Below are 14,376 nucleotides of genomic sequence, written 5' to 3' on the forward strand. Positions count from 1 at the left end.
TTGCATAAGTGCATGAACTATTCATGGCATGAGCCTTGTATAACGTTAGCCTTTCATCTCGGCGGCTCCGCCCACCTTCTGCATTTCTGCCTTCAGGTTCTCTTCCTGCGGTTTCGTCTTCTTGATGAAGAAAGCCAGGATCAGCGCGGCTACGCTCAGCCAAGTCGCAATGACGAACGCGTCGTTAATGCCGTGAACCATGGACTGCGCGGACAGGGCAGCCATTTGAGCCTTATCCGTCGCTTTGGCAGCACCGGCCTTCACGCCCTCGGTGATGTAATGCTTCGTCTGCGAAGTCATGACCGTCACGAGAATGGCGGTACCGATGGAACCGGAGATGGTACGAAGCGTGTTGGACATTGCCGTACCATGCGCATTCATGCTCCGCGGCAGCTGGTTCAAGCCGGCCGTCTGGATCGGCATCATCATGAGCGACATCCCGAACATGCGGACCGTGTAAATGGTCATCATGTGGGCGTATGACGTCGTCACAGTCAGGTGACTGAATTCGTATGTCATAGCAACCGTGATAACCAGGCCGATGACCGAAAGCCAGCGGGCTCCGATTTTATCGAAAATCGCTCCCGTGATCGGCGACATGATCCCCATCAAAATTGCGCCGGGAAGCATCATGAGCCCTGATTCCATCGGCGTAAACCCGCGAATGTTCTGCAGGAACAGCGGCATCAGAATCATGCCTGCGAACATGGCCATCGTCACGATCACGTTAATGATCGTCGTCAGTGTAAACATGTTATATTTGAAAATCCGGAATTCGAGCATCGGCACCTTGGACACCATCTGTCTCCAGACGAATGCCACCAGTGCCAGCGCGCCGATCACGAGCGTCCAAATGACCTGCGGGCTTCCCCAGCCGTCGGTACCGGCATCACTGAATCCATACAGAAGTCCGCCGAAGCCGATGGTGGACAAAATGACGGAGATCGCATCGAATTTCGGTTTGGTTACCTTCGTAACGTTCTTCAGGAAGAAAATACCGATCAATGTCGCGATGACGGCGAACGGAAGAATGATGTAGAACAGGACGCGCCAGGTGTAATGCTCAACGATGTAGCCCGACAATGTCGGTCCAATTGCTGGAGCCAGAATCATGGCAATCCCCATCATGCCCATGGCCGATCCGCGTTTCTCGATCGGGAAGATGTTCAGGAATACGACCGTCATGAGCGGCATCAGAATGCCTGCTCCACTGGCTTGGATCAAGCGGCCGACCATCAGGATGGCAAAAGAAGGTGCCAGTGCGCATATGAGCGTTCCTATTGAGAACAGGGACATAGCGGATATAAACAATTGACGGGTTGTAAACCGGGCGATCAGGAATGCGGTGACCGGGATCAGAACGCCGTTGACGAGCATATAGCCCGTGGTCAGCCATTGTCCTGTTGCGGCTTGAGTAATGCCGAGATCGGCCATAATGTTCGGCAGGGCAACATTCATCAGCGTCTGGTTCAGGAACGCCACAAAAGCGCCGATGAGCAAAGCGGCGATGATCGGCCCTTTCTTAATGTGCTCTATAGACTGAGCTTGGCTGCTATTCATAATGTACTTCTCTCTCTCCCTTGGTGTGAAAGTATGTCGATAATCTGTTGATGCGTATCCAGCATGTGCCGCCGGTCCTCTTCTTGGATATGTACGAGAGGATTTAAGTAGTCATTACATATGACTTCCGCGCGTTTCCGCAATTCATCCCCTTCCTTCGTGTTTCTCAGCGTGATGGACCTCCGATCGGTCTCGGAGCGCTTGCGCTCCACCATACCCGCTTTGACGAGCCGGTCCACGACACCGCTGGTCGTGCTGTTTCCTATAAGAATGAAATCTGCCAGCTCCGTGAGTCCGATGTCCGGATGGTCACGGAGTGTGCGCAGCACTAGATATTGAATCCAGGTGGTTCCAAGCGCCCCGGCATCCTTCGAGAACAAATGGTAGAAGCTCAGATGCACTTGGCGAAAAGAATACAGCAACTCATGAATTTGATCCTGCGAATCCAAAAACCCTTCACCCTGTTTCATAATCGATTCCACGCCTTAATATTTCGCATACGAATTAGTTTAATACCAACATGTTAGCATGTCAATATAAATATAAGAATAAATTTACATATGCTTTTACATGTATATTTCATCAAACTTGAAAATCTTTCGTTAAATGATATAGGTGTACATTCACTCCCGAATGCACGGGGGCAGTCATTTTTGCGGTCAGCTCTCGATATATATCAAATAACATATTTACCGTCTTCTCTTGTCAACGCAAATATCCCGGCTGCCTGTTCGAGCAAGGCAAGCCGGGAATCCTAAACGCCGGTCTCTCTATTTGGGAGCTTACAATGCGGACAACACATCCTCGGTATGTCCCTTTACTTTTACCTTTCTCCATTCTTTCATGAGCTTTCCCTCTTCATCGATAAGGAAGGTAGAGCGGACAATGCCCATATATTCGCGTCCGTACATTTTTTTCAGCTGCCAAACGCCGTACAGCTCGCTCACTGCATGATCCTCGTCGGACAGCAGCAGGAACGGAAGCGCATGCTTGTCAGCGAATTTCCCGTGGGATTTGACCGGATCGGGACTTACGCCCAGCACCGCTACCCCCTTCTCCTGCAGTTCAGGATGAAAGTCGCGAAAGCTGCATGCCTCGTCGGTACAGGCCGGTGTCATGTCCTTGGGGTAGAAATAAAGCAGGACTTTACGTCCGCGATAGCTGCTGAGCTTAATGTCTTCCCCGTTTGACGCTGGCAGCGTAAAATCAGGCACCTCTTGTCCCGGGGCTAATTCTGCTGGTTTGGTCATCGTTGTTTCGTCTCCTTTCGGGCATAGGCATGTATACAGTCTCTGTCTCTATGTGCAGGCAGTTCATTGTAAGGAAAACCGACTTTAAGCGCACTCTATAGAGGAAAACCGTCAAAAAACAGTCTAATGATACTCGCCATCAGCTCTTTTACGACCGTAAAATTGATTGTATCCACAAAAAAAATTATAATAAATGAATCCTTAACCTACAAATGTCGAAAAACAGACAACTACCTCCTTTATCAGGATAATTGAAAGGAAGAGAAGGAATGACCTCAAGGAAAAAAAAGATATTGTGGACGATCGCCGTCGTTTTGGCAGCTGTGATCGGCTACGCGGTCTATTATTTTACTTCGATTTATAATGGTCTGCAGGGCCTGCAAAAAACCGGAGAAGCCTCTCCTTTTAAGAACGTTGCCCCCGTAGAAGTCAAGGTTCCCGATCCTCCCAAATGGGAAGGCACCGAGCCTGTCAACATCCTCCTCATGGGCGTAGACGCGCGCGGCCTCAAAGAAGGTGAAATCCCCAGGTCGGACAGCATGATGGTAGCTTCCCTCGATCCCGTCAAAAAACGCATTAATGTGTTCTCTATTTTGCGCGATACGTACACGGATATTCCAGAGCACGGCAAGGACCGCATCAATACGGCTATCACGCATGGGCCGAATACGGCCATGAAGGCCGTCGGCGATCTGCTTGGCATTGACGTTCAGTACTATGTGTACACCGACTTCCAAGGCTTCATCAAGCTCGTGGACGCGGTCGGCGGCGTTGATTTCTACGTGGAAAAAGATATGTATTATCCGAGCGCCGCGGATAAGCACGAGTATGACATCGACCTGAAGCAGGGCATGCAGCATCTGGACGGCAGCACCGCGCTTCAGTACGTGCGGTTCCGCCATGACGCGACCTCGGACTTTACCCGTACCGAGCGGCAGCGCGCTTTCCTGAAGGCCGTCGCCGAGAAAATGCAGTCGACCACCTCGATTATGAAGCTGCCGGATATTTTGAACGGCGTCAGCCCGTATATCGACACGAACCTGTCCGTCAATGACATGTGGAAGCTGGCAAGCGTCGGCTATAAGAGCCAGATGGCCGGCAGCGAGCAGATTCCTCCGATGAAGCTCCTGAAGGAAAGAACCATCGGCGGCGCGGCCGTTCTCACCGTATCGAGTGAAACGGCGCTCAAGGATTACATCAAGGATATCTTCAACAAACCGGAACCGGTACCCGTTTCGAGCGACGGCAAGACCGAATCCGAGACGGACGGCACGAGCACGAAGGGCACCACACCAGACAATCAAAACAACAGCACGGGCAGCAGCAACTAGGCTGCCCGCCTGCTTTTCAATCCAGAAAGGAAGTTGAATCATCCATGAATCGTTCACGTTCAGAACAGCTCTACCAGGAAGCACTCCAGCACATCGTCGGTGGCGTCAACAGCCCCTCCCGTTCGTTCAAGGCGGTAGGCGGCGGGGCGCCCGTCTTTATGAAGAGAGCCAAAGGCGCCTACTTCTGGGATGAAGACGGCAACCAATTCATCGACTACCTCGCGGCCTATGGTCCGATCATCACCGGACATGCCCATCCGCATATTACGGCAGCTATTACGCAAGCGGCCGAGAACGGCACGTTGTACGGTACGCCGACCGAGCTTGAAATCAAGCTGGCCCGGATGCTGAAGGAAGCCATTCCTTCGATGGACAAGGTCCGTTTCGTCAACTCCGGCACCGAGGCCGTCATGACGACGATCCGTGTCGCACGGGCCTTTACCGGACGCAGCAAGATCATCAAATTCGCCGGCTGCTACCATGGCCACTCCGATCTGGTGCTCGTGGCGGCAGGCTCGGGTCCTTCCACGCTGGGCACGCCCGACAGCGCGGGCGTTCCGTCCAGCATCGCCCAGGAAGTCATCACGGTGCCGTTCAACGATCTCGGCGGACTTCGCGAAGCCCTGGACAAGTGGGGCAAGGACGTGGCGGCGGTCATGGTCGAGCCGATCGTCGGCAACTTCGGCATGGTCATGCCGGAGAAGGGCTTCCTCGAGGGCCTCTGCCAAATGACGCATGACAACGGCTCCCTCGTTATTTACGACGAAGTGATCACAGCCTTCCGCTTCCATTACGGTTCGACCCAGACCTTCGCCGGGCTCGATAACCACGACGCCATCAAGCCCGACTTGACGGCGCTTGGCAAAATCATCGGCGGCGGACTGCCAATCGGCGCGTACGGGGGCAGCAAGGAAGTCATGGAGCAGGTCGCTCCGCTCGGCCCGGCTTACCAGGCGGGCACGATGGCCGGCAACCCTGCGTCCATTGCCGCCGGCATCGCCTGCCTCGAAGTGCTTCAGGGCGAAGGCGTATACGACGAGATGAACCGCCTCGCCATCAAGCTTGCGGACGGCCTGCAGGCATCGGCGGACCGCCACGGTGTGCCGCTGACGATCAACCGCATCCGCGGCTCCCTGTCCACGCACTTCTGCGACCACCCGGTCACGAACTACGACCAGGCGCAGGACACGGACGGCGAGGCGTTCGCGGCGTTCTTCCGCCATATGCTGAATCGTGGCATTAACCTGGCGCCATCCAAGTATGAGGCATGGTTCCTGACGACGGCGCATACGGATGAGGATGTCGACGCGACGCTTGCCGCTGCGGAGGAGTCGTTCCGCGAGATGGGCCAGGAACGTAAGTAACTCAAAAAGCGAAGCCAACCAGTCATCATTTTGCCATAACATAAAAGGAACTGTCTCAAAGACCGATCGGTCTGAGGCAGTTCCTTTTTTGTTGGTCGCCGCTCCGCGAACGAAGCATTCCTGCCATCGCTTGTTCGGAATTGCATTGACCTCTCCGCTGCTTCGTGCAGGATGCAGCTTTGCTTAAATGAGCATTGCGTAATCCGGGTGACAACAGCGATTGAAGCAACGTTCATTCTCGGAGCGTCCTCCCGAACGCGCTAATCGATTATTTCGCAGCTTGGATATTGTCAAAAAACTTCGTCTGCACCGTCTTCGCGGTCGCGTCCAGCTGCGCCTTCGAATCCGTGCCTTTCTTCGAGAAGGATTCCTGCACGACATTGGACATCGCGCCGTAGTAATCCTGCGTTCCGTACTGCGCCTCAGGCTTGCCGTCAATCAGGCTCAGCATTTTTTCATCATAACGGTATACGTTGTCGTATTTGTCGTAGATCGCGTTCACTTTGGACGCGTACTCGGAGTTGTCGCTGAAGTAGTTCAGCGGAGTCGGAACGTAGTATTTATTTTTGCTCTTACGCTCCTGGATGTTGGCATCCAGTGCTTCGATGCCCTTGTCGGTGAAGTAATCAAACGTGATATAGCGGAACGCGATTTCCTGTTCGTCCTTCGAAGCATTCGGGTTAATCACCAGGTAGTTGCCGCCGAGGATGCCGATGTGCTTGCCGCCTTTTTCCGCGGCCGGCATCGGATAAACGATAACGTTCTCCGGCTTGAGTCCGCCCTGGTTCAAGGCAGAGTCCACAATGTCGAATGCGCCGGCGATGACCATGGCCGTACGGCCCTGCTGGAACGCGCTGATCGCATCTCCCCATCCAAGCGCCCAGTCTTGCGGAATGGCATTGGCTTCCCATCTCAGCTTCTTATAAAAGTCGAGCGCTTTAACGCCTGCATCCGAGTTAAACGTTGCCGTATATTTGCCGTTGTCGTTCTTTTGGATTTCGCCGCCGGCTTCGAACAGGAAGTTCGTCCAGTTCCATCCGGATTCATTTCCTTTACCCATCGGAGCAATACCGGAAATGCCTTTTTTGACATCGGTCGCGCCTTTGGCAGCGTTATACATATCGTCCCAGGTCCAATCCATATCCGGCATTGGAACCTGCTTGGCATCCAGCAGCCCTTTGTTGATGACCGTGGACGTCACATAGCCGTTTTGCGTAATGCCGTACACTTTGCCGTCAACGATGAACTGGTTTTGCAGGAGCGGGTTCATCTCGTCCTTGTATTCCCAGCTGTTGTACAGATCGCTGATATCCGCTACCCAGCCATGCTCGACGAGCATCTGGGCTTCCGTCGCAAACGTATTGTAGAAGGTCGGCGCTTCGTTTGAAGCCATCTTAATGCCGATTTCATTGACGTTATACTGCCAGTCGTCCTTCACGATCGTTACGTTCGGGTATTTTTCGTTGAAGCGTTTAATTTTATCGTCTTCCTGGGCTCTGGCTTCCTTCTGGTCCGGCAGCGGGTAGTGGATCTTGATCGTGACTTTTTTTGTAGTAATATCATCCCCTTTGGCAGGCTCTTCGGATTTGTTACCCGTATCGGTCGTGCTTGGCGATCCTTGATTATCGGCCGGTTTCGGTTCCTCCGCCGTTTTGTTGCCGCTGCACGCTGCCAGCATCGAAGCGGAAAGCACGAGACTGACGAGCATCATTGAAAACTTACGCATTGAAACTCCCCTTTTCGCTATTAAGTGTTGTTGCTCTTTCATCATAAGAGAGGAACCGCAATCTAACGATGTGTAATCTTATGGCCTTCGTGTGCAGGCCTACGATGTTGATGTCCGCTACCCTTTGACCGCGGACAGGTTCACGCTGCGCATGATAAACCGCTGGAATACGAGAAAGACGAGAATCGGCGGCACCATAACCATGAACAGGATCGTGAATTTAATGCTGTTATCCATGCTGCGGGCATTGATGACATATTTGTAGATGGCGGTCGCCAAGGTGTATTTCTCCTCGCTGTGGAGCACCAGGGAAGGCCAGAACCAGTCATTCCACGCCCCCGAGAAAATAAAGATCGCCAGCGTCGCGAAGATTGGTACCGAGAGCGGGACCGCGATCCGGACATAGCTCTTGATCTCGGAGGCTCCGTCAATGCGCGCCGCCTCGAAAATTTCCGGATGGATACCGTCAAAGAAGTTTTTCATCAGCAGAAAGTAATACGCGCTTGCCCCCGCCGGAAGCCAAAACGCCCAGAAGGTGTTCAGCAGCCCCAGGTCCTTCAGGTTCACGAAGTTCGGAATCATGTAGCTCGAGGCCGGAATAAACAAAGTCATCAGAATAAAAAAGTAGATCGCCCGGTAATACGGCACCTTCAGGCGCGAAATGCTGAAGGAAGCTAGGCCGAGCACAAAAATCGTCATGAACAGGTTGCCGACGAAGACGAATATCGTGTTCTTCAGAAACATCGGCAGGTCGATATACTCCCAGCCTTCCTTGAAGTTGCTCCAGTTCCACGTCTCCGGGAAGAAATGCGGAGGAAACGTATTGACCTCCTGATTCGTCTTCAGACCGTTAAACATCGTCATCAGGATCGGATACAGCATGGTGACGATCATAACGAGAATGCACAGCATCATGAAGCCATACACAACCCGGTTCAGAGGCTTTTTCAGATCGGAATCCGACAGGATGCCGCGTTCATGCTGTTTGCTCATATCAGTACTCCTCCTTGTTCAGCTTGTATTGAAGCAGCCCTACAAGGCTGAGCACGATGAACATCAGCATGCCAAGCGCCGTGGCCGTACCGTAATCCAGACGCGTAAAGGCGTATCTCACGATCAGAAGCGAATAGGTCAATGTCGCGTTATTCGGTCCGCCGTCCAGCAGGGCAAGCTGCGACTGGTAAGACTGCGAAGTGCCGATCACCTGTAAAATAAGCATCAAAACGATCAGGCTGCGCAAGGACGGAAGCGTGATATACCGGATGCGGTTCCACACCCCTGCCCCGTCGATCTCGGCCGCCTCGTACCAATCCCGCGGGATGCTGAGCACGCCCGCCAGATAGATCAGCATCGCCGAACCGAACTGCTGCCATGTCTCCATAAATACGATCGCGATCATCGACCACTTGCTGTCCGAAATAAACGACACCGGGTCGACGCCGAGCGAGCTCAGCAGCCCGTTGATCGGACCGACCGGATCATACATCCATCTCCACATGCCGTACAGCACCACGCCAGGAACGACGAAAGGCAGATACGCGGCGATGCGCGCTATCCCCTGGAATCTGCGCAGCTCCGAAATCGCGATCGAAGCGACGATCGGCACCCAGAATCCCATAATTAACGTCAGCAGCATGTAATAGAGCGTATTTTTAACCGCCGTCCACACATCGGGGTCATGTAACACCCGTACATAGTTGTCCAGTCCGACGAACGTGTTCCCTTTTACAAAGTCGATGCTGTAGAAACTGTACAAAGCTCCCTTGGCAATCGGCACCCACAAAAACAAAATGAAAATCACAACAGCCGGCAGCAGAAACATATATCCCCAAAAGTGCTTGGTAAAGCGTCCTTTTCTTTTGGGTGATTTGTTCTCTATAACCGGCTGCAGCACTGCTCCTGGCTCCCCCATTTTTCTCCCTCATTCCTTGTTGATATCAAGCTTAGTTTCATTGTAGGAAAGGAGGAGGCCTTGGAACATGTCTAGTTCTATGCGAATGATGGTTGATCTTACTTCTTCTATTTTTTGAGGTCGCTCGGGCTGACCCCGTAATACTTTTTGAAAATCTTGCTGAAATGCTCCGGCGACTCGTAGCCGACCCGCTCGGCGATCTCGTAGCGGCGCAGATCGGTGTGCAGCAGCAGCGACCGGCTCTCCTCCATCCGCAGCTTAACCACGTATTCCCAGAGATTGAAGCCGGTAATCTTCTTGAACAGGTAGCTCAAATAATTCGGACTGACATGATTCCGTTTGGCAACCTCATGAATGGTGAGTCCCTTTTGGCTGTAGTTATCTTCGATATAGGTCTTCGCCTGCTCCACGATCCGGTTGCTTTGGGTCGAGAGCTCCTCGGCGTTCGGGTCACGGGCGTAGTTATGCCAGCTGAAATCCCCGTAGTAAAAGACATGGTAATCGCCATGCTCGCCGCTCCACATCATCGCCTTGTCGGCCTGACGGCTGAGCACATTCACAAACGTGAGCCCCTTCAAAATTTGACTGATGCCGACGGTGCATTCGATTCTCAGGTATTTGCAGATATGGTGGTGCATGCTCCGGCCGATCATCTCCAGCTGGTTGATCCGGTTCACATGCTGCTCCGCATATTCTTCCTCACTCCACTGCACAAGTATATGGATGCTGCGGTCCGGCGCATAGAATACCTGCGCGTTCAGCTCTTGATCCAGGAGCTCCTTGATGATGTTGAGCGAGGCATATTGCATAAGCGGGATATCTTTCTCTGGGAACGTGCGCGCGCCGTTTGCTGTGATCAGCGCCAGCTTGACCTTGATTACGGCGAAATAAGGTCCGGGGATTCCGATGCTTTCATAATACGTTTGCATGGGATACGGCTCATCCGGATGTTCCACCGTTTCGGTGAGCAGCCGGTTCAGCGGCACGCTGGATTCCGGCTGGGGCTCCTCCATGTGGAAGTCCTCATGTCCGGCTGAAAGCACCTCTTCCGTGCGGGGCAGCGGCTTATCCATTTTGAGCAGCACGCTGCGGACCGAGTCCAGAAATTGCTCACTATTGAGCGGCTTGATCAAATAATCGCGCGCGCCCAGACGAATCGCCATTTGCGCATATTGAAAGGTTTCATGAGCGGAGATGATGATGGTCTGCACCCATGGCTTGACGATCTTCGCCTGATGCATCAGCTCGATGCCGTTCATTTTCCCCATCTGGATGTCCGTGATGAGCAGATCGATATTTTCCATCCGGATGTAATCCAGTGCTTCTTCGCCGCTCGTGGCGGTCATGATTTTGCCGATGCCAAGTCCCGATGCGTTCAGCAGCCCTGCCAGCCCTTTGCAAATCAGCGGTTCGTCATCCACGACTAAAATGTTGTACATGTCTCTCGTTCCTCCCTTTAATCGTCCTGCCTCGTGATCCGCAGCGATACCGTTACCGTCGTTCCCCCTTCGGCCCGCCCTTCATAGGAAAGTCCGTATTCAGGTCCGTAATGCAGCTGCAGGCGCTGATGTATGTTGCGGATACCGTAGCCCGTAGGCGAGTTCGGCGAGTCATCGCTAAGCACCTTGCGGATCGCATCATAGTCGACGTCCTTGAATCCGTTGTCGGAAATGCGGATGTACAGCACGCCCCGGCTCTCTTCGGCGGCAATCCGGATTTCTCCGTCCTCGCCCATATTTTTAATGCCATGAATGATCCCGTTCTCGATCAAGGGCTGGAGCGTGATCTTCGGTATGTTGACTGAATACAGATGCTCGGGAATGTCCATCTCTACGCGGAAGGCATAGTCATAGCGGTTCTGCTGCAGCTTGATATAAGCCGTGGCATGCTCCAGCTCCTCCTCCAGTGTAATCAACTCCCGGCCGCGGCTCAGGCTGATTTTCATCAATTTGGATAAATCCTTGATCATGTCGGCGGAAACGGTGTTTCCCTCCATCGTGCTTTTCCAGTAGATGCTCTCCAGCGTGTTGTACAAAAGATGCGGATTAATCTGCTGGTACAGAAGCGAAAGCTGCGCTTCCTTCTGCTTCAAATCCATGTTGTATTTATAATGAATGAGGTCATTCAGCCTCCGTGCCATATCGTAGATCGTCGAGATCAGCACGCTGACCTCGTCGCTTCGCTTCCTCTGGGGGGTCTGAGGCACGATGTTGCCGGGTTCGTACCTGCGGACGAAGAAGACAAGCTTCTGGAGCGGCGTCATGAGCGATCGCCAGAAATATAAAATAATGATCAATCCGACGATGAAATAAGCGATCGAAATGAGCAGGATGACCCGCTTGATTTCGTTCTGCTGCTGAAGCAGCGCTTTGACAGGCACCTTGTAGATCAGCTTCTGCTGAAGCACATAATTATAATCGGCTACATAAATGAAATCTTTCGTGATGACGTCCTTCACGCCGATGGCCGATCTGCCGGGATCCAGCTCCGGCGGCAGCTCCAGCACGCCTTCCATTCCCGTTTCCGTCGTCGTCAGAATATGGTTTTGCCAATCTGTAAAATAGAGCTCGCCTTCGGGAAGCGAAACTGTTTTTAAGGACTCGCCGATTCGGGCGTCCACGTTCGATACGGCCAGGACGCCGATCGTCCCGCCCTTGTAGATATTGTTGATCGCACGCACGTACAGAAGCGTTTTTTGATCCTTCTGTCCTTTTACGGGAGGCGAGAGATGATCCGTCAGCTTCAAATAACCGTTCCCCTTATGGGATACGGCCTCATCGAACCATTCCGGCTTCTCCTTCTTTTCCGAGAAAAAATACAAGCCCGACTTTTTGGATTCCGGATAATACGGCGCGAAAAAGAAAGCGTTATCCGGATCGTACACGAAAAGCGAATAATACAGCGGCTCCCTCTCGTCGGCCTCCTGCGAGTATGTATTCAGCATGACTTCAATCTTTTCGTAATTCTTCACCCGGGCAAGAATATTCTCGTCTTTGGTCGTGCTGAGCTGCTGAATCATGGAATTTTGAAACACGGTGGAGGTCACCTTGTTGATCGTTTCAATATCCCTGCTGATCAGCTTGAAATTTTGCTTGTTCAGCTCGATGTACGCATTGGTCACATGCCGCTTCAAAATTTGCCCCGCTTTGTTGTTGCCGTATGCGTTCAGGATGAAAAGCGGGATCACGAGCACGAGAAAAAGCAGGATCAGCTGCTGCTTGACGTTCATTTTCGCAAACGGGTTCTGAAGCTTCATTCGCCATAAACACCTCCGGCTTCTTTCAATATAGCAGTTCTAAAATAGCGCAAGTATGTGCATCTCTACGATAATCATGGGCATTTGTAAGTTCGGGGCGCTAATCATATCGGGGGTTACAGGAAATGTCGCTCCGGAATTCCAGTGTAAGGCATTTTTCCCGGCTTGCCAGTATATTTTTTATGTTAGAAATGCGGTCGCTGGCGTAAAAAAGGTACGTACAGCAAAATAGGCCGCCAAACGGCGGCCTTGCGTTTGCGTTATCCCGAGATGACGGGTAGCGCTTCGTTCCTGCACCATGAGAGCCTAACGGCCGTGGGAAGAATTGGATGCTGCCTAAAGGATGATCATGACCAAGAAGAAGCGTTATTCGTCCGCGCCGATATTGACGCTTGCTCCTTGAACGCGGGGCTGGCCGTCGATATCAAACGATCCGATATCCGAACCTGTCAATCCCGAATCAATGGCAGGCGATCCTGCCTTCAAGTGCAAATCGCCTGCAGCTGGGTTCACAAGGAGCGGATCAGCAAATATGGAATGGGCGTCATTGCCCGTTCCCCTTTTATATGCGGCAAAGCCGGTATATTCTTTGTTCTTCCATGTCCAGTTGGCATCCGCACTTCCACCGGGGGCGAAGTACAGATTGTAATCCACGACGTTGCCGGAATTTTTTGTGTATTCATTATAAATGAGCACATCGGTCGAACTGGCCACGAAAATGTTGTTACGGATGACGTTGTTCTGGGTGTCATACTGCACATACAGCTGGCCGCTGCCGTCGCCGAGGGTATCATTTTTGTACAGCGTATTGTTGACGATGTAGCATCCTACCGTCGAGCCGCGCTGCGTGTCGTACCCGCCCATCGCGATACCTGTCAAGCGGTTGTTATAAATAAAGTTGCTGCGGATCGTAATGTTGCTGGTCGCCTTGCCGGCATGCTCGGAGGCGATTTCCACCCCGATATCGTTGTTATAGCTGTAGTTTTGCTCAATGATGCTGTCCTTGCCTCCGTCGACATATATGCCGTCCGCCGAATTGCTGTTGTTAGGAAGCTTTTTGCCGTACGAAGGATTGTTGTTGGTGGTAATGTTGTATACCTTGTTGCCGCGAATGCTTCCGTTTCGTGCCTGGTCGTACGCGGCGTTCGGCGATTTCCCTTCGAATCCGATTACGTCGATGCCGATGTTGTCATTGTCGTGAATGATATTGTTCGTCACGGCAAAGGTATCCACATTTCCGTTAAGAACCAGGGACTCACTGGAACCCAGTACCAAATTGTACAGCTCGTTGCCGTCGATCGTCACGTCGTGAATCGATTCCGGCGCCTTGGTTCCGTACACGGCGATGCCGTGGGCATCCCGGCCGAGCAGGTCGCTGCCCGTAGGCGTCGACGTGTTTTTGATATCATGGATTTTGTTATTGGACAGTGTAATGTTGCCGCCGGAGCCGTGAACATAAATCCCGACAGGCATAATATTACTTGCCGTCGTCGTATAATTACGGATTTCGAACCCCTGGATCGTCACATAGTTGACGTCGGTAAGGTCAACGATGCCTTCCGTACCGTTCACGGAGAGTCCGGTTCCGTCAATCACAGGCTTCTCGCCGCTATAATTGGTGAAGGTGATCGGGCCTTGGTCCGCGGAACCCGACTTGGTGATCTTCAGCTTTTGGTTATACACCCCGCCCCGTACGTAGACCGTGCTTCCCGGCCCGGCTGTGTCCGCTGCATGCTGCAGCGTTGCCCACGGTGCGGCGCTCGTACCCGCGTTCGAATCGCTCCCGTTAGCCGCCACATAATACTCGGTGCCTGCGGCCGCGGCGGTTTGCGGCGCTGCATACCCGACTCCCAGTCCCAACACAGCCAGACTGATACCTGTAATCAGTGTTTTACCGAATTTCACGAACGATCAACTCCTTCAATTAAAATTTAGGCAGAAATGAATAGGATAATAGGATACCATGGGGCCCTGCCA

11 protein-coding genes are annotated in these 14,376 nt (G+C 52.6%); 2 read left to right on the forward strand and 9 right to left on the reverse strand.

Translation table 11 applies throughout. From position 1 onward, the window contains the following. Nucleotides 1-45 precede the first annotated feature (45 nt). The 3 genes from ACTHPM_RS25390 to bcp all read right to left on the reverse strand — a co-directional run bounded on the left by ACTHPM_RS25390 (nucleotide 46) and on the right by bcp (nucleotide 2,810). Nucleotides 46-1,560, reverse strand: a complete 1,515-nt coding sequence (locus ACTHPM_RS25390) for a DHA2 family efflux MFS transporter permease subunit (protein WP_440398063.1) — start codon at nucleotides 1,558-1,560, stop codon at nucleotides 46-48. After that, nucleotides 1,557-2,030 carry a MarR family winged helix-turn-helix transcriptional regulator gene (locus ACTHPM_RS25395; RefSeq protein WP_440398062.1) on the reverse strand — a complete coding sequence of 158 codons (474 nt, stop codon included), beginning with the start codon at nucleotides 2,028-2,030 and terminating at the stop codon, nucleotides 1,557-1,559. The genes ACTHPM_RS25390 and ACTHPM_RS25395 overlap by 4 nt, the downstream gene beginning before the upstream one ends. Nucleotides 2,031-2,342: 312 nt before the next feature. Further along, entirely contained in the window at nucleotides 2,343-2,810 is a 468-nt protein-coding gene (gene bcp, locus ACTHPM_RS25400; RefSeq protein WP_440398061.1) for a thioredoxin-dependent thiol peroxidase, read from the reverse strand. Nucleotides 2,811-3,079: 269 nt separating this feature from the next. Here bcp and ACTHPM_RS25405 point away from each other — a divergent pair, with 269 nt between their 5' ends. Both ACTHPM_RS25405 and ACTHPM_RS25410 read left to right on the forward strand, forming a co-directional pair. Further along, nucleotides 3,080-4,141 carry an LCP family protein gene (locus tag ACTHPM_RS25405; RefSeq protein ID WP_440398060.1) on the forward strand — a complete coding sequence of 354 codons (1,062 nt, stop codon included), beginning with the start codon at nucleotides 3,080-3,082 and terminating at the stop codon, nucleotides 4,139-4,141. A gap of 44 nt (nucleotides 4,142-4,185) precedes the next feature. Further along, a complete protein-coding gene (locus ACTHPM_RS25410; protein WP_440398059.1) occupies nucleotides 4,186-5,505 on the forward strand; it encodes a glutamate-1-semialdehyde 2,1-aminomutase in 1,320 nt (439 codons plus the stop codon). 268 nt (nucleotides 5,506-5,773) lie between these two features. Here ACTHPM_RS25410 and ACTHPM_RS25415 read toward each other — a convergent pair whose 3' ends face one another. The 6 genes from ACTHPM_RS25415 to ACTHPM_RS25440 all read right to left on the reverse strand — a co-directional run bounded on the left by ACTHPM_RS25415 (nucleotide 5,774) and on the right by ACTHPM_RS25440 (nucleotide 14,304). Beyond that, the gene (locus ACTHPM_RS25415) at nucleotides 5,774-7,231 is read right to left on the reverse strand and encodes an ABC transporter substrate-binding protein (protein ID WP_440398058.1); all 1,458 of its coding nucleotides are present in this window, start codon (nucleotides 7,229-7,231) and stop codon (nucleotides 5,774-5,776) included. A 117-nt stretch (nucleotides 7,232-7,348) separates the two neighbouring features. Beyond that, entirely contained in the window at nucleotides 7,349-8,224 is an 876-nt protein-coding gene (locus tag ACTHPM_RS25420) for a carbohydrate ABC transporter permease (protein ID WP_440398057.1), read from the reverse strand. A gap of 1 nt (nucleotide 8,225) precedes the next feature. Beyond that, nucleotides 8,226-9,143 carry a carbohydrate ABC transporter permease gene (locus ACTHPM_RS25425; RefSeq protein WP_440398056.1) on the reverse strand — a complete coding sequence of 306 codons (918 nt, stop codon included), beginning with the start codon at nucleotides 9,141-9,143 and terminating at the stop codon, nucleotides 8,226-8,228. A gap of 107 nt (nucleotides 9,144-9,250) precedes the next feature. After that, nucleotides 9,251-10,582, reverse strand: a complete 1,332-nt coding sequence (locus ACTHPM_RS25430; RefSeq protein ID WP_440398055.1) for a response regulator transcription factor — start codon at nucleotides 10,580-10,582, stop codon at nucleotides 9,251-9,253. A 17-nt stretch (nucleotides 10,583-10,599) separates the two neighbouring features. Next, nucleotides 10,600-12,399 carry a sensor histidine kinase gene (locus tag ACTHPM_RS25435; protein WP_440398054.1) on the reverse strand — a complete coding sequence of 600 codons (1,800 nt, stop codon included), beginning with the start codon at nucleotides 12,397-12,399 and terminating at the stop codon, nucleotides 10,600-10,602. A 366-nt stretch (nucleotides 12,400-12,765) separates the two neighbouring features. After that, the gene (locus ACTHPM_RS25440; RefSeq protein ID WP_440398053.1) at nucleotides 12,766-14,304 is read right to left on the reverse strand and encodes a choice-of-anchor Q domain-containing protein; all 1,539 of its coding nucleotides are present in this window, start codon (nucleotides 14,302-14,304) and stop codon (nucleotides 12,766-12,768) included. Nucleotides 14,305-14,376 lie beyond the last annotated feature (72 nt).

This window comes from Paenibacillus sp. SAFN-054 (assembly GCF_051966755.1).
Classification (GTDB): domain Bacteria; phylum Bacillota; class Bacilli; order Paenibacillales; family Paenibacillaceae; genus Paenibacillus_AQ.

What these genes read in the sequence shown, in the direction of transcription:
- ACTHPM_RS25435 (WP_440398054.1), bottom strand. Translation starts at nt 12,399, where the DNA reads ATGAAGCTTCAGAACCCGTTTGCGAAAATGAACGTCAAGCAGCAGCTG.
- ACTHPM_RS25425 (WP_440398056.1), bottom strand. Translation starts at nt 9,143, where the DNA reads ATGGGGGAGCCAGGAGCAGTGCTGCAGCCGGTTATAGAGAACAAATCA.
- ACTHPM_RS25405 (WP_440398060.1), top strand. Translation starts at nt 3,080, where the DNA reads ATGACCTCAAGGAAAAAAAAGATATTGTGGACGATCGCCGTCGTTTTG.
- ACTHPM_RS25395 (WP_440398062.1), bottom strand. Translation starts at nt 2,030, where the DNA reads ATGAAACAGGGTGAAGGGTTTTTGGATTCGCAGGATCAAATTCATGAG.
- ACTHPM_RS25420 (WP_440398057.1), bottom strand. Translation starts at nt 8,224, where the DNA reads ATGAGCAAACAGCATGAACGCGGCATCCTGTCGGATTCCGATCTGAAA.
- ACTHPM_RS25415 (WP_440398058.1), bottom strand. Translation starts at nt 7,231, where the DNA reads ATGCGTAAGTTTTCAATGATGCTCGTCAGTCTCGTGCTTTCCGCTTCG.
- ACTHPM_RS25390 (WP_440398063.1), bottom strand. Translation starts at nt 1,560, where the DNA reads ATGAATAGCAGCCAAGCTCAGTCTATAGAGCACATTAAGAAAGGGCCG.
- ACTHPM_RS25410 (WP_440398059.1), top strand. Translation starts at nt 4,186, where the DNA reads ATGAATCGTTCACGTTCAGAACAGCTCTACCAGGAAGCACTCCAGCAC.
- ACTHPM_RS25430 (WP_440398055.1), bottom strand. Translation starts at nt 10,582, where the DNA reads ATGTACAACATTTTAGTCGTGGATGACGAACCGCTGATTTGCAAAGGG.
- bcp (WP_440398061.1), bottom strand. Translation starts at nt 2,810, where the DNA reads ATGACCAAACCAGCAGAATTAGCCCCGGGACAAGAGGTGCCTGATTTT.